Here is an 18,679-nt window from a genome sequence, read left to right on the forward strand (position 1 = left end):
GCGCTTTCACGCAACGATCGCGCCCGGCTCCAGCTTGTGTTTATTCTTGCTTATCTTGAAATGTAGAATCCTCGGATGACCCTCGATCTCACCTCAAGTCAGCGCAAAGCGTTGCGAGAAATCATCAGCTACGTCAGGCGCGAACGCCTTGCGCCAGGTGCACATTTGCCTGAGTGGACGTTGGCCAAGCTCATCGGGACTTCACGCTCCCCAGTCAAGGTTGCCCTAGAATGTCTAGTAGATGCAGGGTTGATGCGCTTTGATCGCAATCGTGGCTATCGACTCGAAGGTGAGTTCGACCCGTTGCCTGTAACGCTCAAGGCGTACCTGCAAGAGGTAGATGACCCTCTTTACTTGAAGTTGGCGGAAGCGCGCTTCGATGGACTCGTACCTGACTCGGTTACCGAGGCTGATTTAACCCGTCTGCTGGATGCGTCTCGTGGAGAGGTGGCTAAGGTCCTCAACCGGGTACAGAGCGAGGGCTGGGTGGAGAAGGAAGTCGGCTATGGCTGGCGTTTCCTGCCGATGATCGACTCACTCGACGCGTATGATGATATGTACAGTCTGCGCCTTGCGATTGAGCCCGCGGGTATTTTGAGTCCGAAGTTCAGACCTGACTTGAGCCAGCTGCAGGCGTTAAGGCACGAGCAACAGGCGATTCTAGATGGTGGTTATGAGACCATCAGTGGCATCGAGCGTTTCGAGTCCAATGCCCGTTTCCATCAGACGATCGCTCAGTGGTCAGGTAACCTTTTCGCCCTCCAGACGATTCGTCGTCTCGATCAGCTGCGTCGACTTGCAGAGTACCGTCAGTCGCGCCAAGACCTCCCGCGTCAGGCATTGGCTCGCGAGCACCTGGACATCCTCAGCGCTATTGAAGTGGGTGATAACCTTCTGGCTGCCAGCTTGATGCGCCAACATATCGAGGCAGCGAGGCGGAAAAAAGCGATATCTGCTGTGTTTCAGCACCCGCTTAAGGCCGATTGAGCGCATACCCAATTTTTCTTTCGAACCGCCGCAAGGCGGTTTTTTTTCGCGAAGGGAAACGATTATTGCGTTTTCGCGTTGACATCTACAATTTTTACAGCCTACTCTGATTGCGCTTTAGGTAGAAAATAAGCAATCGGTTGAGGGCTTGGTGCTGTCGAGGTGGTGGATGTCACTCGGTGCACAGGTCTGAGAACCTGCCAACTGCAATGGGGACCCTGTTGAGCCGAGTCTCCAAATGCACAGCCTGTCGAGATAGAGCATGAATGCAAATCACCCGTTCAGCAGTCTTCGTACCTTTGAAACCCCGGATCGCCGCCAGCACGCTTTCCACAACCTGACGACCCTTGAAGAGGCGGGATTTCTGGGAATCAATCGCCTCCCAGTGGTGATTCGGATTTTGTTGGAGTCGGTGCTGCGCAATCGAGACGACAAGAAAATCTTGATGAGCCACGTCACGGAATTGGCGAGCTGGAAGCCCAATGCGCCGCGTGAGAAGGAAATCCCATTTGTTGTCGGTCGCGTCCTTCTGCAGGACTTCACCGGCATACCTCTGCTGACCGATTTGGCAGCCATGCGCAGCCAGGCTGCTGCACGTGGCGTTGACCCTAAAGCGATAGAGCCTCTCGTGCCCGTTCACATGGTGGTGGACCACTCAGTTCAGACAGAGCATTCCAACGTGCCAAATGCTCTACGCAAAAACATGGAAGTCGAATTTCATCGCAACCGTGAGCGATACGAGTTGATGAAGTGGGGCATGCAGGCGTTCGATACCTTCAAGGTGATACCGCCGGGGATCGGCATTTGCCACCAGATCAACCTGGAATATCTCGCCCAAGGCGTGATCGAGAAAGACGGACTGATCTACCCTGACACTTTGGTCGGCACCGACAGTCATACCACGATGATCAATGGGATCGGGGTACTTGGCTGGGGCGTTGGGGGAATCGAAGCAGAAGCCGGCATGCTCGGTCAGCCGGTGTATATGCTCATGCCTGATGTCGTAGGGGTTGAGTTGAAAGGTCAGCTACGCCCCGGCGTGACGGCCACAGATGCAGTTCTGCAGATCACGCAGATCCTTCGCGCTGCCAAGGTCGTCGGCAAGCTGGTGGAATTTTTCGGTAAAGGCGCCGCCTCCCTCACCGCCACTGACCGCGCCACTATCGCCAATATGGCGCCCGAGTATGGGGCAACTACCGGTTTCTTCCCTGTCGATGAGAAGACTCTCGACTACTACGCCCAGACCGGGCGTAGCGAAGAGCAAGTGGAGTTGATCCGCGCTTACTTCAAAGCACAGGGACTGTTCGGCTCGCCAGCCAGGGGTGCTATCGACTATTCCGAGGTAATCGAGATCGACCTCGAAAGTATCATCCCCTGCGTTTCGGGCCCTAAACGGCCACAGGATCGCGTCGAGCTTGGTGACCTTAGTCGACGCTTCGACGAAGTGATGCTCCAGGATGCGAAGAGCGGTGGTTATGCCAAGCACGCCGATCAACTCGAAAGACGCTTCCCGGTTGACGAGCATGGCTACGATATCGGGCATGGCGACGTACTGGTCGCTGCAATCACGTCCTGCACCAACACATCAAACCCGGAGCTACTGATTGCCGCTGGCCTTCTCGCGCGCAACGCGATCCGCCGCGGACTCAAAGTGAAACCTTGGGTTAAAACCCTGTTCACACCTGGCTCCCGTGTGGTCACAGCGTATCTGAGAGATGCCGGCCTCATTGAGCCCTTGAGTGAGCTCGGTTTCGATATTGCGGCCTACGGATGTGGTGCTTGCGTGGGCAATATCGGGCCGCTCGACCCGGCCCTGGAAAAAATTGTGGTGGGTCAGGACCTGGTATGCAGCGCCGTGCTTTCGGGCAATCGCAACTTCGAAGCGCGCATCCACGGTAACTTGCGCGCTAACTTCCTCGCCAGTCCACCGCTGGTGATTGCCTTTGCTTTAGCGGGTAGCAGCCGCTGCGATCTATCCACTGAACCTCTGGGGTACGATGCTGAAGGCCGCCCGGTCATGCTCAGCGACCTCTGGCCCAACAACGATGAGGTCAAAGCGCTTTCGATCAAGGCTGCGAACCCCAAACTCTACAATGAGTGGTACGCCGATTTGACCCGTGACCATGATCTGTGGAACAGCATCGCGGCCGCTACCGGTGATATCTATGATTGGCCAGCTTCCACTTATGCGGCTGAGCCCGATTTTTTCGACACGCGGGACGTCGGCAAGCCGATCCGAAATGCTCGGGCTTTGGCAATTCTGGGCGATTCCATCACGACTGACCATATCAGCCCTGCAGGCAGTATCGCCAAAGATTCAAGCGCCGGCCGTTGGCTCGCGGAGCAGGGCGTCGACATTCAGGACTTCAATACTTATGGAGCCCGCCGCGGGCATCATGAAGTGATGGTGCGTGGCACCTTCGCCAACGTGCGGCTAAAGAATCTGATGTTGCCGGCCAAACTAAACGGTGCAGCGGATGAGGGGCCTTTCACTCTGCTGCAACCCTGCGGCACACGTACCGACCTGTTCGAGGCATCTCGGATGTACTTCAACGAGGGTGTTCCGGCAGTAATCTTTGCCGGCGATGAATACGGTACTGGATCGAGCCGTGATTGGGCGGCCAAGGGTACCCGTCTGCTTGGGGTTCGGGCCGTGATCGCCAAGAGCTTCGAGCGTATTCACCGCAACAATCTTGCAGGCTTAGGCGTGTTGCCGCTCCAGTTCCAGCCGGGTGAGGATGCGCGCAGCCTGGGCTTGGACGGCACAGAATCTTTCGATTTTCTAGGAGTCGATGGCGGTGTAGAGCCTGGTCAAAACGTGATTATGCGTATCACCCGCCGGAATGGATCGGTTCTGAATGTGACATTGCGGGCGCGTATTGATACTGCGATTGAGGCGGTTTATTTCCAAAGTGGCGGCATTCTGCCTTTTGTGCTTGAGCAGTTGATTGAGCAAGCGCAAGAAAGGCAGCAGTCAGATTCAGTAACCCTGGTCGTGTGAAAGTGCATCTGTAGTAGTACCCGGCGGGCCGGCAGGCTTACCTCAAGAGTGCTGTTTAGTACGTCCGTCTCAATATGAAATATATTGTTACAGATAGCTGTGATTTCATTGAGTTTCGGTCCTGCCTCAGAGCAAGCTGAGGCATTCATGATTGTTCTCCAACGGAGAACGGACCTTTGCGCAAAGCTCAATTCTCAATTGCCGTGTAGTCGGTAATATGAGGTGCTATTGACTATTTAATTAGTAGATGGTCGAGTATTTTCACGTTGTTGCTCGAATAAAAATAATTATTTGTAATAAGAGAGAACGATATGAAAAAGCGGATTGCGTTTGTCACTGGCGGCATGGGCGGTATCGGTACGGCGATATGCCAGCGCCTGTTCTCGGATGGGTTTTTGGTAGTTGCGGGGTGCGGTCCCGATTCGGCTATACGTGCCGAGTGGCTGGAGCAACAACAGGGTCTTGGCTTTGAATTTGTCGCTTCCGAAGGCAATGTTGCCGATTGGGCATCTACGGTTGAAGCGTTCGCCAAAGTGAAGCGTGATGTCGGGCAGGTTGACGTGCTGGTCAATAACGCAGGAACAGCGTGCAATGTGCGCTTTAGCGATATGGGACCCTCGGATTGGAGGACAGTAATAGACACCAATTTGAACTCGCTGTTTAACGTCACTAAGCAGGTAGTCGACGGTATGACGTCCCAGGGCTGGGGGCGCATTATCAATATTTCATCAGTCAATGCACAGTTAGGCCATGTAGGCCAAGTGAACTACGCAACAGCTAAGTCATCCATTAGAGGTTTTACCCGGGCCTTGGCTAGGGAAGTAGCTTCTCGTGGTGTGACAGTCAATACGGTATCGCCGGGTTATATTGGAACGCAGCGGCTCAAGGCTATTACACGAAGCGAGCTCATGGATCGCGTCATTCAAGATATCCCTGCCCGACGACTTGGCACCCCGGAAGAAATTGCTTCAATCTGCGCTTGGCTGGCTTCTGAAGAGTCAGCCTATGCGAATGGAGCGGATTTCTCTCTTAATGGCGGTTTGCATATGAGTTAAAAGCTTAGTTGAAAATACTGAATGTCGCAAAGCCTTTGAGCCAAGCGACAACCTTGAGGCGCGATGGCGCTATTGTACAAAAATAAAATCGATTTAAATCAAGGTGTCTCATATGCTTTCATTTCTCGGTTATGCCATGATCGCGACCTTTATGGCCTTGATCATGACCAAGCGCCTTTCGCCTTTGGTTGCGTTGACTACAGTTCCTATTGCGTTTGCATTGATGGGCGGGTTTGGCCCAGAGATGGGCGACATGATTATCGAGGGGCTGCGAAAGGTGGCCCCTACGGCAATCATGGTCATGTTTGCGATCATGTACTTTGGAGTGATGTTTGATACTGGTCTTTTTGATCCGATTATCAGGACGTTTCTGAAGCTTATCAAAGGCGATCCGCTGAAAGCGGTGGTGTATGCCACTTTGCTTGCGGGCCTTGTTTCACTCGACGGTGATGGCTCCACGACCTACATGATCACCGTGACTGCCATGTTGCCCTTATTCAAGCGTCTTCGCCTGGACCCGCTATGCCTGACCTGCATGGTTATCCTCGCAGCCAGTGTTACCAACTTGCTGCCTTGGAGTGGTCCACTGGCGCGGGCTGCCTCTTCGCTCCAAGTGGAAACTTCTGAACTATTCCTGCCGTTCGTTCCCGTGCTCATCATCAGCTTCCTCGGCGTCTTGGCCCTGGCCTATTTCGTAGGGCTGAGCGAGCGCAAGAGGCTGGGTACGCTTCGCTTGTCCGTAGGCGCTGCAGCAACGGTATTCGATGAAGATGCAAATGAAGGATGGACCCCTGCAATGTCCGAGGAAGATGCGGAACTGCGTCGACCTAAGATGTTTTGGCTTAATGCGATTCTCACACTAGGGCTGATGGCGGCTTTGGTGATGGAAGTTTTACCTGTTGCCGTGCTTTTCATGGTGGCCTTCTCCATTGCCCTGCTTATCAATTACCCACACATTCATGATCAGCGCAGGCGTATTTCGTCGCATGCTCCGACTGCCCTGAATCAGATCTCGATTTTCTTGGCGGCAGGTATTCTTGCGGGAATCTTATCGGGAACAGGTATGGTAGATGCAATGTCTACAAGCTTCCTGTCGCTGTTGCCGGAAACGTGGGGCCCATATATGGCGCCCATAACTGCACTGGCTAGCATTCCAGGCACGTTCTTCATGTCCAATGACGCGTTTTATTACGGCGTACTGCCTGTACTGGCCAAGGCGGCAGAGGTGTATGGCATCACGCATGCAGAGATCGGCCGGGCATCTTTGATCGGTCAGCCCGTTCACTTGCTGAGCCCCTTAGTCGCCTCTACATATTTGCTCTGCGGGTTGGCCGGAGTCGAGTTCAGCGATCATCAGAAGTTTACAATGAAATGGGCATTTGCATTGAGCTTCCTGATCATGGCGCTCTCGTTGATGTTCGGATTGTTTCCAATGAGTTCGACTTGATCGTGGGGAGGGTGGCTGGATGCCAGCCTTTAAAATTTAAATCATGGTGAATCGTATGAAAATAGCCTTTATTGGGCTGGGACAAATGGGCAAGCCGATGGCGGCTAATCTTCTTCGCTACCATTCCCAGTTGACAGTGATCTCTCGAAGCAATCGAGCGTACCCTGATTTAACCACCCGTGGAGCGACAATCGCTTCCAGTATGAACGACCTGAGTGCCAGCGATATTGTATTTCTCTCATTGCCAGACGACCGTGTGGTGTCGGAGGTATTGTTCGGTTCGAATGGATTGGCGAGCCGACTCAAGCCTGGAAGTCTTGTAGTTGATACAAGCACTATCAGTCCAGAGGCCGCATTGCGAGTGAATGATGAGCTTGCGGTGACGGGGATTAGGTTTCTAGATGCTCCCGTTTCCGGCATGGCAAAGCGCGCTCATGACGGTACGCTAACTATGATGTGTGGAGGTGATCGGGGAGCGTATGACGAAGTGCTGCCCTATTTGCATTCGATGGCAAGTAAAGCCTTCTACATGGGTGATGCTGGGATGGGTCAGCTTTCAAAGCTGATCAATCAGCTTCTGTACAATATAAATTGTGCAGCCCTGGCTGAAATTTTACCATTGGCTGTCAAGCTCGGTCTGGATAGCGAAAAAGTAGCCGAGATTGTGAACAGTGGTACTGGTAGAAGTCATGCGTCTGATTACTTCTTGGAGCGTATTCTTAAGGGTGACTTTTTCAGCGCCTATCCATTGCAAGACGCTTACAAAGATTTGGTAAATGCTTCTGCTATAACCTACAGGCATGGTCTTCCGACTCCGTTGCTATCGGCGGCCTCTGGGATCTATCAAGCCGCTTTGCTTCAGGGGTATGGCAATGAGGACAAAGGCGCCATGATCAAAGTTTATGAGCGGTCTCTTGGTGTGAGATTCCGAGCAGCTGCTAATGAAGCGTGAACTGAATTTTACCTAAAGCGCATGTTCTTGAGTTGTTGGAGTCGCGATGAATCTACCGTCAATTGATACCAATGCTACCGCATCCCTGCTTCTTGAGACGTGGCGCTCAAGAAATGTGCTGGCGGAATTGCCAGCCAGCATTCGGCCCGTTTCTCTATCGCAGGGTTATGACGCCCAGGACCAGCTGTTCAAAGCAGTTGGGAGTGGGCGTGGTGGATGGAAGCTAGGGGTGGGCAGCCGTGCGGCGATGGACACGGCAGGGTTGTCTCGTCCATTGATCGGTCAATTAGACCGGGTTCGCTGCCATGAGAGTGGTGTGCACTTGGCTTGGCCCGGCCCCAGTCCTCTGACCATTGAGTGTGAGATTGCCTTCATAATTGATCGCGATCTGCCCCCGCTCCTTGGAAGAACTATCCAGGCAGAAGATATCCGCAGTACCTTGCTGACCTTCGAAATCGTCCGATCACGCTTCATTAATCGCAAGACAGTGGGATGGCCAAGCTTCGTGGCTGATAATGTTGGATTCGAGGCCTTGGTCTTGGGCCCTTTGGCATGTTCAGGGTTTAGCCAGCAGATCCTGGATAAGCTTGTCGAGACAACGGTGGTGTCGGTTGACTGCGTTGAGAGGTCTAGAGCATTGCGGGGGGATTTGGCAACCGATCCGGTCATGGCGCTTCAATCCCTTTATGCGCATGCAGCCGAGCGGGGGATCACGATACGTGCGGGTGAAGTCATTTCAACAGGGGCGCTGTGCGAGCCTTTCGATCTCTTGGAGAAGGGGCATGTGATTGAGGCGCGCTATCTGGACCGAGAGCTATCGTTTTCACTCTAGCCTCACTGTGCGTAGGGCTGTTCGTTTGGTGTGCCAAGGCTCGGGTCCACCCCCCTTAGTCTGCAGTAAGCATTTGGAGAAGCAATGCGCTACGACCTGACCAGCCTCGATGTATTTATCGCGGTGGCTGAAACATTGAATCTCACGCATGCCGCAAGCCTTCGGCACCTTGCTGTCTCGGCAGTGAGCAAGCGAATCAGTGAATTGGAGGAGCTCGCGGGTGCGCCCCTTCTAATACGCCGGGCGCGTGGTGTTGAGTTGACGCCTGCCGGCCAGTCATTGCTATTTTACGCCCGGCAAGTTCGACAGACCTTGCAAAACCTTGATGCGGAGCTCGGCGAGTTCTCTGAAGGGGTGAAGGGGCATATCCGTATACACGCAATTACCTCGGCGCTGTCTCAATTCCTGCCAGCTGACGTCACGGAGTTTGCAGCTCAGTATCCGTTGATTCGGTTCGATATTCAGGAACGGGTTGGGGCCGAAGTCATCAGCGCAGTGGCAGAAGGGCGCGCCGACCTGGGGGTTATTGCCTCACAGACGGCTGCCAGAGGTTTGCAGACAATCCCTTATCGCTCGGATGAATTGGTCCTGGTGGCGCCCTTGGATCACCAGTTAGCTGATGCCGCCAGTGTGCGATTCGCTCAGGTACTGGAACACGAGATGGTCGGACCTCATCAGGAAAGCTCAGTGTATGGCTTACTGACTCGGGAGGCTGAAGCGCTCGAAATGCCTCTGAAGCTCAGAATCCGCATCAGTAGTTTTGATTGCATCTGTCGCATGGTTTCGGCCGGCATGGGCATAGCTGTCTTACCGCGATCAGTGGTAAAGCCTTACCAGCGCAGTCTCAAGCTCAAGATTGTGCGTCTCGATGAAGACTGGTCCGCTCGACAACTGCTTTTGGTATTGCAAAGCTACGATACAGCGGCGCCGACTTTGCGCAGTTTTATCGACAAGATACGGGCGCCTGCAGGGTAGTCGTTGCTGCAATCTCGACCAGACCATTCCCTATCTCATTCTTGATCCCTCAAAGCGAGCGTTCTCTCTTGGAGAACGCTGCCATGGCGATTTATCAATTTTCAACCTGGGGCGCTGGACCTAGCATTGGTCCATCACCAGTGTCGCTTGCCTGAGCTGACGCTGTCACAACGATAAGACGCAGAGCGATTCGAGCATGACCCAGACTGCCCGCGACCTGATGAGCACCCTTGAGATCGACCGGACGCAATTCGCCTACATCGATCTTAAAAAGCTGCTGAGCACCAGCCAACTGCAGCGCCTGCCTTACTCCATTCGTATTCTCTTGGAGAATGTGGCCCGTTGCTCTCCCGAAGCTCTGGAGTCAGTCCTGGCTAGGGCAATCGGCGATGGCCCGGACTGCGAAGTGCCATTCCAGCCCAACCGCCTCATGTTCCACGACACCACGTGTTTGCCGGCCCTGGCCGACTTTGCGGGCATGCGCGATGTAGTAGCCGAACTCGGCGGTGATCCAAGCGCGATGAACCCGCTGATCCCTGCGGTGCTGACCATTGACCACTCGGTGATCGTCGAAAGCTATGCCGATGCCGATGCGGTCGAGCAGAACCTGGACATCGATTTTCGCCGCAATAGTGAGCGCTATCGTTTCATCAAATGGGCTCAGAAAAGCCTGGACAACTTTGGTGTAATCCCACCAGGTACCGGAATCATCCACCAGATGAACATGGAGGCTCTGGCCAAGGTTGTCTGGGAAAGTCGCACTGATGATGGCCGGCGCTTGCTGCATCCGGACGACATGGTCGCTACCGACAGTCACACACCTATGATCAATGCTATCGGGGTGTTGGGCTGGGGTGTAGGCGGGCTGGAGGGGCAGGCTGCCATGGTCGGTGAGCCTGTACCGATCAGCTTCCCACAGGTCATCGGGATACGAGTGACAAACGCGCTACGTCCAGGTGTCACAGCAACTGACCTGTCTCTCCATGTCGCCGAGATTCTGCGCAAGCGTTCGGTCGTTGGAAAATTCGTCGAATTCACCGGCCCAGGCCTCTCTACGCTTGGCTGGGCTGCTCGCGGCACCGTGTCAAATATGGCCCCCGAATATGGCGCAACGGTCGTTTTCTTCCCGTTCGACGATCAGACTCATAGCTACATGCAGCTTAGCGGTCGATCATCGGAACTGTGCCTGCAAGCCGCCACCTACATGCACGCGCAAGACCTGTATCGAAGCAATGAGCTTCCGGAGCCGTCGTTTGACGAGCTCATCGATCTGGATCTGGCCAGTATCGAGCCGAGCGTTGCTGGTCCTTACCAGCCGCATCAGCGGCAAGCATTGTCGAAATCAGGTAGCTCCTTCCGCGATGAGGTTTTGGGTGGTGGTAACCTGATCGCCGGGCCTTCTGTCGAACAATATTTCGAGCCGTCGTTCGGCGAGCCCATCACGCACGGTGCTGTAGTCATCTCCGCGATCACCAGTTGCACAAATACAGCCAATCCAGCACAAATGATCCAAGCTGGCTTGCTGGCTCGCAATGCACGCCGTCTGGGGTTGAATCGTAAACCGTGGGTCAAGACATCCCTGTCCCCAGGCTCGCAAGTTGTTTCTGACTACCTCGCTGAGGCCGGTCTGCTTGAAGACTTCTCAGCACTTGGCTTCGACTTGGCGGGCTTTGGGTGTATGACCTGCATCGGCAACTCCGGCAAGCTTGAAGAGCATGTGGAGGTCTTTGCCGATCAGGGTTTGAAGGGCGTGGTAGTGCTGTCCGGTAACCGCAACTTTGAAGGGCGAGTTAACCCCAAAGTGCCAGCAGGTTATCTTGCCTCTCCAGCCCTATGCGTTGCTTTTGCCATTGCCGGTACCATTGAGGTCGACCTCACAAGTGAACCGCTGGGTCAGGACGGGAAAGGGAATCCGGTGTTCCTGCACGACCTGTTGCCTAGCGACGAGGAAGTTGCGGCGCTGGCCGCTCAGGTAGTCAAACCGGAGTTCTTCCAGCAGCGCTTGGCCACCGTCTGGGATGGCACCCATCATTGGCAAGCACTGTCTGCCGAAGGCAGCGTCCAGTTCCCTTGGGATCCGCGGTCAACCTACCTGCGCCGTCCCCAATACCTGGCCGATATTCAGGCTGAACCCAAGACCAGCCTGGCCATCAAGGGTGCTCGGCCACTGATGGTCCTTGGCGATAACGTCACCACAGACCACATTTCACCGGCGGGCGCCATTCCAGCCAGTAGCCTTGCTGGACACTGGCTCTTGGAGCGCGGAGAGGATGCTCAGGATCTCAATCAGTACTCTACCCGACGCAGCAACCACGAGGTCATGCTGCGCGGGGCCTTCACTAATAAAACAGTGAAGAATCAGCTCCTTGGAGAGTCTCAGCCTGGATTAGGTGGCTGGGCGTGGAATGTGGATCACAGCGAGTGCCTGCCGTTGTACGAAGCCGCTCAGACCTATGCCGGCACTCCGATGATCATGTTCGCTGGCATTAACTATGGCGCGGGCTCCAGTCGCGACTGGGCCGCCAAGGCCCAGGCGCTGTTGGGAGTGAAAGCGGTAGTGGCGCGCAGCATCGAACGTATTCACCGCAGCAACCTCATCGGTATGGGAGTGATACCTCTGGTCTTCAAGCAAGGGCAGAGCGTTGCGGATTTGAAACTTGACGGTAGCGAGCACTTCGACTTTGTCGGCCTGGATGAGTTGGTGGTTGGTGAGAATCGAATAGGCCTTGAAGTCGTCCGAGTCGATGGCGCACGCGATCAATTTGAGTTGATTGCTCGATTCGACTCCCTGCAGGAAATTCGCTATCTCACCAACGGCGGGGTGCTGCCCTACGTGATCCGTAAGGTAGTGAAGCGAACCCGCGGATAATTCGCACGGTACTCAAACCTTCAACTGCGGTGGCAGCGATGCCGCCGCAATGGGTACTGCTACCTCATCAAGGCATGTACCCGCTGGGAATTGCATCAGCAATCGGGAGAATGACCCAATGTACGCCTATGTAGGTTCGCGAACGACCCGCGAGCGTAATGCCCGGGGTGACGGCATCACCGTTTACCGGGTAGATCAGGACGCTGGCACTCTGGAGCAGATCCAGGTGCTGGATGATCTGGTCAATCCGTCGTTCCTCGCCCTCAATCGGGCAGGTGACCGGCTCTACACCGTACACGGTGATCGCAGCGAAGTCAGTGCCTTCATTGTCGATCGGAACGATGGGACGTTGAGCCTACTCAACACTCAAAGTTGTGAAGGCCGCAACCCCGTTCACCTGGCATTGGATCCTAGTGAGCGTTTCATGGTTGTTTCAAACCACGTCACCGGAACGCTGGCTGTTCTTGACGTGTTAGAAGACGGGCGTATTGGTGAAGTATGTCAACTGGTGCAACTCGAAGGTCCGGTTGGTCCACATCGTGTCGAGCAACCATTTGCCAAGCCTCACTTCAATCCTTTTGATGCATCTGGCAATTTCGTCCTGGTCCCGGATAAGGGCTTGGACCGGATCTTCAGTTTCCGTTTCGACAACGGCAAATTGTACCCAGCAGAAATCCCATTCGTAGTAACCCGTGAGGGAGCTGGCCCGCGGCATATCGCTCAGCACCCGAGCGCACCCTATGCATTCGCCATCAATGAATTGGATTCAACAGTCACCAGCTATCGCCTAGACAGCCAAACGGGTGGCCTTGAACCTCTGCAAGTGCTGTCGACATTACCTTCATCCTACACCGGCAATAGCCGTGCCTCGGAAATCGAAGTCGATCAAAGCGGCAGATTTGTTTATGCGTCCAACCGTGGTTTCGACAGCATCGCGGTGTATGCCTTCAACACCGAAACGGGTGTGTTGAACCTGGTCGAGGTGCAGCCAACTGCTGGAAAAACGCCACGTTTCTTCGCACTGACTCCCAATCAACGCTTCATCTTCGCCCTCAACGAAGACAGCGACAGCATCGTTGCCCTGTCAATCGATGCGCAGCACGGACGCTTGAGCAAGACGGGCTTTTCGGTTTCGACCGGCAGTCCGGTCTGCATGGTTTTTTCTGCCTGAACCGGCTGTTACAGATAACAATTAGAAAAGGCAGATCAAGGTCCGCCTTTCAGTGAGGTCGTCATGAACAACAACAAGACTGTCGATGAACAGGCCACTGTCCGTAAGGTCACCCTGCGCATCATTCCCTTCATGTTCCTGCTCTACATCGTGTCATACCTGGATCGCGCCAACATCGGCTATGCCGCGTTGGAGATGAACAAGGAGTTGGCCCTGACCAGCGAGGCGTTCGGCTTCATATCCGGAATATTCTTCATCGGCTACTTCCTCTTCGAAGTGCCTAGCAACGTCATGCTCAACAAGTACGGTGCGCGGGTCTGGATTGCCCGGATCCTGGTGACCTGGGGTGCGATTGCCGCCGCTACCGCCTTTGCCCAGACCGCCAACCAGCTGTACGTGCTGAGGTTCTTCCTAGGTGTGGCCGAAGCCGGCTTCTTCCCGGGCGTGATCGTCTACCTGACCTACTGGTTCCGCGCCAAGGAACTGGCAACCACCGTGGCGCTGTTCACCGCCGCGATTCCCGTCAGCTACATCATCGGTGCGCCACTTTCTACCTGGATCATGGACAACATCAAGTGGTTCGACTGGAGCGGCTGGCGCTGGATGCTGTTCCTTGAGGGCGTGCCGGCAGTCTTCCTCGGCATTGCTTGTTTCCTCTTCCTGACCGACAAGCCGGAGCAGGCCAAATGGCTGACCCAGCAGGAAAAGGATTGGCTGCTGGCCGAGCTTGAGCGCGATCGCCAGAGTCGCAAGAACGTCAAGCGTTTGGGCGTGTTGCAAACCATGGTCAACAAGAAGGTGCTGTACCTGGCCTTTATCTACTTCGTCTACCAGTGCGGCAGCCTGGGTGTTGGTTACTGGATGCCGCAGATCATCAAGGGCTTCTCCAGCGACCTGAGCCATACCCAGATCGGCCTGATTGCCATGGTGCCGTACATCGTTGCCACCGCAGCGATGATTATCTGGTCGCGCAGCTCCGACCGGCGCAACGAGCGCAAGATGCACTCGGCCATTCCGCTGGCGGTCGCAGCACTCGGCCTGATTGGTGCGGGCATGCTGCCAAGTGCGGTGGCCTCGATGGCCATGATCTGCGTCGCGCTGTCCGGCCTGTATAGCTTTAAGTCTCCCTTCTGGGCACTGCCGACGTTATTCCTCGACCGTGCTACCGCAGCGGTTTCGATTGCCGTGATCAACTCGATCGGCAACCTCGGCGGCTTCGTCGGGCCGTCGATGATCGGTGTGGTCAAGGGCAACAGCCAAAGCGCAGCCACGGGTTTGCTGTTCCTCAGCGCCTTGCTGGTCATCGCCTTCCTGATGACGGCATTGATGCGCGTCACTAACAAAGACCCAGATCAGCCAGTGGCCGCCTCCGCACATTGATCCTGAAAGGGGCCGCAACCTGGCCCCTTGCTGACCCGTTCCGTTTCCTTTGACTGCCCGGTGCTATGCCCCGGGCCGGGCAGGCTCATGCCAACCAGATGGAATCGCCAGATGCACAACAACAAGAACATCCTGCGTACCCTTGTCACCCTGTCTCCTTGCATGATCGCCAGCGTTGCCAGTGCCGAGGGCTTCGTCGAAGACAGCAAGCTCAACCTGCAGATGCAGAACTATTATCTAAACCGTGATTTTCGTGACGGTAGCGCGCAATCCAAGCGTGAAGAATGGGCCCAGGGTTTCCTGTTGGACTTTCGCTCCGGCTACACCCCAGGTACCGTCGGTTTCGGCCTTGATGCACTGGGCATGCTCGGAATCAAGCTCGATTCAAGCCCCGACCGCGCCGGCACCGGCCTGCTGCCGGTTCACGATGACGGCCGTGCGGCCGACGAATTCAGCCGCTTGGGCCTAACTGCCAAAGTCAAGGTATCGCAGAGCGAGCTCAAATACGGCACCTTGATCCCCAAGCTGCCAACCGTGCAGGCCAACACCGGACGCATCCTGCCGCAGACCTTTGAGGGGGGGCTGCTGACCAGTAACGAAATCGACGGCCTGACCTTTACCGGCGCGCGCTTCAACCGCATGACCGACCGCGACTCCACCGATGCGCAGAAGATCACCCTCAACAACAAGAACCGGCGCTTTGCTGGGGCCGTGGAGGGGGATGACTACTGGATCGGTGGTGCCGACTATGCGCTGAGCAAGGCACTGACCCTGAGCTACCAGTATGCCGAGCTGCAGGACGTCTACCGACAGAGTTTCTTCGGCGTCAATCACAGCTGGAGCATCGGCCCGGGCAAGCTGAAAAGCGACCTGCGCTACATGCTCAGCGACGATACGGGCACCGCCAAAGGTGGTGCTATCGACAGCGGTGCGTTGAGCGGCATGTTCACTTACAGCCTGGGTGGCCACGCCTTTGGTCTGGGGCTGCAGAAAATGAATGGCGATACGTCGATGCCGTTCCTCAACGGTACGGACCCCTACCTCACCAACTACATCCAGCTCAACGACTTCGCCGAGCCGGGCGAACGCTCTTGGCAGTTGCGTTACGACTACAACTTTGCCTCGGTCGGCATCCCCGGCCTAACCTTCATGACCCGCTACGTCAAAGGCGACCATGCCGATCCTGCCACCAGCAGCGAGGAAGGTCGCGAGTGGGAGCGCAACACCGATATCGCTTATGTATTCCAGTCGGGCGCATTGAAGAACGTGGGCATTCGCTGGCGTAATGCGGCGTATCGCTCCAATTTTGCCCGCGGCACCGATGAAAATCGCTTGATCGTGTCGTACACCTTACCCATCTGGTAAGGCCCATTTGCGGCCGAAGTTGCTACAGCAGGAAAAGCACGGTCCTGTATGAGCTTCTTCAGCTGCAAAGAGGTCCTCACAGACAATGGAGAACCGAATGTCTACCACAATCTCCCAGCAAGTCTTGGCCGAACTGGCCCCTAACGGCGTCCTCACTGCCGCTATCAATTTTGGTAATCCGGTTCTAGCTCAGCGCGGTCCCGACGGCGAGCCCCAGGGCGTATCGGTCGCACTGGCCAAGGCGCTGGCCGAAGAGCTCGGTGTAACCTTGAAGATGCGCACCTTCGATGCCGCCGGCAAAGTTTTCGCCGCGCTGGAGGAGGGGGCCTGGAACCTGGCCTTCTTGGCCATCGAACCGGTCCGCGAAGCGCAAATCTTCTTCAGTGAGCCCTACGTGCTGATCGAGGGTACTTACCTGGTGAAGCAGGATGCGCCGTTCGCCAGCGTCGATCAGTTGGACGCTGCAGGCCTTCGCCTGGCCGTCGGCAAAGGCGCGGCTTACGACCTGTACCTGAGTCGCACGCTAGAGCATGCCGAGCTGATTCGCGCCGAAACCTCGGCTGGCGCCGTCGACCTGTTTATCGACCAAGGCTTGGACGCGGCTGCCGGTGTTCGCCAGCCCCTGCAGAAAGTGGCGGACGGTGACGCTCGTTATCGGGTGCTGGATGGCGCCTTCACCGCCATTCGCCAGGCCATGGCGGTGCCCAGGGGCAATGATGCGGCGGCTGCCTATGTGCGCGAGTTCGTCGAACGCAGCCTGCGCAGTGGGTTTGTCCGAGGTGCGTTGCTTGCCTCCGGTCAGACCGATGTCAGCGCCCCACGCTGACTGAACCTAATCGCCTGCACAGCGGGCGATGTGATCTCCAATCCGAAGCAAAATCTGAGGTACGAAGCAAAATGGCCAAGGCCGCCGATGTCGTTGTGCAATGCCTGGAAAACGAAGGTGTCGAGTATGTGTTCGGCATTCCGGGTGAGGAAAACCTCGACCTGTTGGAATCCCTGCGCAAGTCGAAGATCAAGCTGGTACTGACCCGCCACGAGCAGTCCGCGGGCTTCATGGCGGCCACCTATGGCCGCCTGACCGGCAAGACCGGCGTCAGCCTGTCGACCCTCGGCCCTGGCGCGACCAACCTGGTGACCGCCAGTGCTTACGCCTACTTGGGCGGCATGCCGATGATGATGATCACCGGCCAGAAGCCGATCAAGAAGTCCAAGCAGGGCCGCTTTCAGATCATCGACGTGTGCGGCATGATGGACCCCATCACCAAGTACACCCACCAGTTCGCCTCGGCCGACAACATCCCGGCGCGCATGCGTGAAGCGTTCCGCCTGGCTGAAGAAGAAAAGCCTGGCGCCGTGCACCTGGAGCTGCCGGAAGACATCGCCGCCGAGCAGACCGATGCCCTGCCGGTCCCGCGCAGCCTACACCGCCGCCCGCTGGCCGAGCACAGGTCGATTGAAGCCGCCGTTGAAAAGCTGCAGAACGCACGCAGCCCGATCCTGGTGATCGGTGCCGGCGCCAACCGCAAGATGACCGCCAAGGTCCTCCAGCAACTGATCGACAAGACCGGCATCCCGTTCATCACCACCCAGATGGGTAAAGGTGTGGTCGACGAGCGCCACCCACGCTTCCTCGGCAACGCTGCGCTGTCGTCCGGTGACTTCGTTCACCGCGCTGTAGAAGCCGCCGACCTGATCATCAACATCGGCCACGATGTGATCGAGAAGCCGCCATTCTTCATGGTGCGTGGCGGCACCGAAGTGATCCACATCAGCTTCCGCTCCGCCGAAGTCGATGCCGTGTACTTCCCGCAGGTCGAAGTGATCGGCGACATCGCCAACGCCGTGTGGCAGATCAGCGAAGCGCTGAACGATACCGCGCACTGGGACTTCACCCGCCTCATGGCCATCCGTGAAGCGAACGAAGCCCAGATCGCCGAAGGCGCCAACGACGACCGCTTCCCGGTCTACCCGCAGCGCTTGGTCGCCGACATCCGCCGCGTGCTGCCATCCGAAGGCATCGTCGCCCTGGACAACGGCATCTACAAGATCTGGTTCGCCCGTAACTACAAGGCGCACAAGCCGAACACCGTGCTGCTGGACAACGCCCTGGCGACCATGGGTGCTGGCCTGCCATCGGCGATGGCTGCGCACCTGGTGTACCCGGACCGCCCGGTGATCTCGGTGTGCGGTGATGGTGGCTTCATGATGAACAGCCAGGAGCTGGAAACTGCGGTGCGCTTGGGCATGCACATTACCGTGGTGATCCTGCGCGACGACGGCTACGGCATGATCCGCTGGAAGCAGGCGAACATGGGTTTCACCGATTTCGGCCTGGACTACGGCAACCCGGACTTCGTCAAGTATGCCCAGGCCTATGGTGCCCAGGGCCACCGGGTGGTAAGCGCCGATGCGCTGCTGCCGCTGCTCGACCACTGCATTTCCAACCCGGGCGTGCATGTGATCGATTGCCCGGTGGACTACAGCGAGAATGATCGGATCCTGAATAGCGAGCTACGTGCGAGAGCGCTGGCAGTCTGAGCCTGGGAGTGTAAATAAATTAGCTGTCGACTTTGGATCGTCCTGAAGCCGGTACCGGTTGAAAGCATGGGCAAATGAGTCCAGAATCAAGGCTATCCCTGTTT

The 18,679-nt window shown here is 56.2% G+C and carries 13 protein-coding genes; all 13 read left to right on the forward strand.

The window, feature by feature from the left end; translation table 11 throughout:
* The first annotated feature begins 75 nt into the window (after positions 1-75).
* Positions 76-987, forward strand: a complete 912-nt coding sequence (locus ACZ6YA_RS02105) for a GntR family transcriptional regulator (protein ID WP_465895102.1) — start codon at positions 76-78, stop codon at positions 985-987.
* A 262-nt stretch (positions 988-1,249) separates the two neighbouring features.
* On the forward strand, positions 1,250-3,988 hold the full coding sequence (gene acnA, locus ACZ6YA_RS02110) for an aconitate hydratase AcnA (protein WP_465895104.1): 2,739 nt from the start codon (positions 1,250-1,252) through the stop codon (positions 3,986-3,988).
* A gap of 311 nt (positions 3,989-4,299) precedes the next feature.
* Positions 4,300-5,043: an acetoacetyl-CoA reductase gene (phbB, locus tag ACZ6YA_RS02115; RefSeq protein WP_400620677.1), complete on the forward strand. Its 744-nt coding sequence runs from the start codon at positions 4,300-4,302 to the stop codon at positions 5,041-5,043.
* 112 nt (positions 5,044-5,155) lie between these two features.
* The gene (locus ACZ6YA_RS02120; RefSeq protein WP_404670951.1) at positions 5,156-6,490 is read left to right on the forward strand and encodes a CitMHS family transporter; all 1,335 of its coding nucleotides are present in this window, start codon (positions 5,156-5,158) and stop codon (positions 6,488-6,490) included.
* Positions 6,491-6,545: 55 nt separating this feature from the next.
* Positions 6,546-7,442 carry an NAD(P)-dependent oxidoreductase gene (locus ACZ6YA_RS02125; RefSeq protein WP_465895106.1) on the forward strand — a complete coding sequence of 299 codons (897 nt, stop codon included), beginning with the start codon at positions 6,546-6,548 and terminating at the stop codon, positions 7,440-7,442.
* 46 nt (positions 7,443-7,488) lie between these two features.
* Entirely contained in the window at positions 7,489-8,274 is a 786-nt protein-coding gene (locus tag ACZ6YA_RS02130; protein ID WP_465895107.1) for a 2-keto-4-pentenoate hydratase, read from the forward strand.
* A gap of 84 nt (positions 8,275-8,358) precedes the next feature.
* Complete coding sequence (locus tag ACZ6YA_RS02135) at positions 8,359-9,249, forward strand: LysR family transcriptional regulator (RefSeq protein WP_465895108.1); 891 nt, start codon at positions 8,359-8,361, stop codon at positions 9,247-9,249.
* Positions 9,250-9,445: 196 nt separating this feature from the next.
* Entirely contained in the window at positions 9,446-12,118 is a 2,673-nt protein-coding gene (gene acnA / locus ACZ6YA_RS02140) for an aconitate hydratase AcnA (RefSeq protein WP_465895109.1), read from the forward strand.
* Between the two features lie 118 nt (positions 12,119-12,236).
* Positions 12,237-13,289 carry a lactonase family protein gene (locus ACZ6YA_RS02145; protein ID WP_465895111.1) on the forward strand — a complete coding sequence of 351 codons (1,053 nt, stop codon included), beginning with the start codon at positions 12,237-12,239 and terminating at the stop codon, positions 13,287-13,289.
* Between the two features lie 63 nt (positions 13,290-13,352).
* Entirely contained in the window at positions 13,353-14,669 is a 1,317-nt protein-coding gene (locus ACZ6YA_RS02150; protein ID WP_465895112.1) for an MFS transporter, read from the forward strand.
* Between the two features lie 111 nt (positions 14,670-14,780).
* The gene (locus ACZ6YA_RS02155) at positions 14,781-16,034 is read left to right on the forward strand and encodes an OprD family porin (protein WP_465895113.1); all 1,254 of its coding nucleotides are present in this window, start codon (positions 14,781-14,783) and stop codon (positions 16,032-16,034) included.
* A 97-nt stretch (positions 16,035-16,131) separates the two neighbouring features.
* Positions 16,132-16,860 (forward strand): transporter substrate-binding domain-containing protein, encoded by a 729-nt coding sequence (locus ACZ6YA_RS02160; protein ID WP_465895114.1) that lies wholly within the window; start codon positions 16,132-16,134, stop codon positions 16,858-16,860.
* A gap of 71 nt (positions 16,861-16,931) precedes the next feature.
* Positions 16,932-18,575 (forward strand): acetolactate synthase large subunit, encoded by a 1,644-nt coding sequence (locus ACZ6YA_RS02165; RefSeq protein ID WP_465895115.1) that lies wholly within the window; start codon positions 16,932-16,934, stop codon positions 18,573-18,575.
* The last annotated feature ends 104 nt before the right edge of the window (positions 18,576-18,679 follow it).

Source organism: Pseudomonas sp. NPDC090752, from assembly GCF_055584805.1.

What these genes read in the sequence shown, in the direction of transcription:
- ACZ6YA_RS02165 (WP_465895115.1), top strand. Translation starts at nt 16,932, where the DNA reads ATGGCCAAGGCCGCCGATGTCGTTGTGCAATGCCTGGAAAACGAAGGT.
- ACZ6YA_RS02105 (WP_465895102.1), top strand. Translation starts at nt 76, where the DNA reads ATGACCCTCGATCTCACCTCAAGTCAGCGCAAAGCGTTGCGAGAAATC.
- acnA (WP_465895109.1), top strand. Translation starts at nt 9,446, where the DNA reads ATGACCCAGACTGCCCGCGACCTGATGAGCACCCTTGAGATCGACCGG.
- ACZ6YA_RS02125 (WP_465895106.1), top strand. Translation starts at nt 6,546, where the DNA reads ATGAAAATAGCCTTTATTGGGCTGGGACAAATGGGCAAGCCGATGGCG.
- ACZ6YA_RS02150 (WP_465895112.1), top strand. Translation starts at nt 13,353, where the DNA reads ATGAACAACAACAAGACTGTCGATGAACAGGCCACTGTCCGTAAGGTC.
- ACZ6YA_RS02145 (WP_465895111.1), top strand. Translation starts at nt 12,237, where the DNA reads ATGTACGCCTATGTAGGTTCGCGAACGACCCGCGAGCGTAATGCCCGG.
- ACZ6YA_RS02155 (WP_465895113.1), top strand. Translation starts at nt 14,781, where the DNA reads ATGCACAACAACAAGAACATCCTGCGTACCCTTGTCACCCTGTCTCCT.
- phbB (WP_400620677.1), top strand. Translation starts at nt 4,300, where the DNA reads ATGAAAAAGCGGATTGCGTTTGTCACTGGCGGCATGGGCGGTATCGGT.
- ACZ6YA_RS02135 (WP_465895108.1), top strand. Translation starts at nt 8,359, where the DNA reads ATGCGCTACGACCTGACCAGCCTCGATGTATTTATCGCGGTGGCTGAA.
- ACZ6YA_RS02160 (WP_465895114.1), top strand. Translation starts at nt 16,132, where the DNA reads ATGTCTACCACAATCTCCCAGCAAGTCTTGGCCGAACTGGCCCCTAAC.
- ACZ6YA_RS02120 (WP_404670951.1), top strand. Translation starts at nt 5,156, where the DNA reads ATGCTTTCATTTCTCGGTTATGCCATGATCGCGACCTTTATGGCCTTG.
- ACZ6YA_RS02130 (WP_465895107.1), top strand. Translation starts at nt 7,489, where the DNA reads ATGAATCTACCGTCAATTGATACCAATGCTACCGCATCCCTGCTTCTT.
- acnA (WP_465895104.1), top strand. Translation starts at nt 1,250, where the DNA reads ATGAATGCAAATCACCCGTTCAGCAGTCTTCGTACCTTTGAAACCCCG.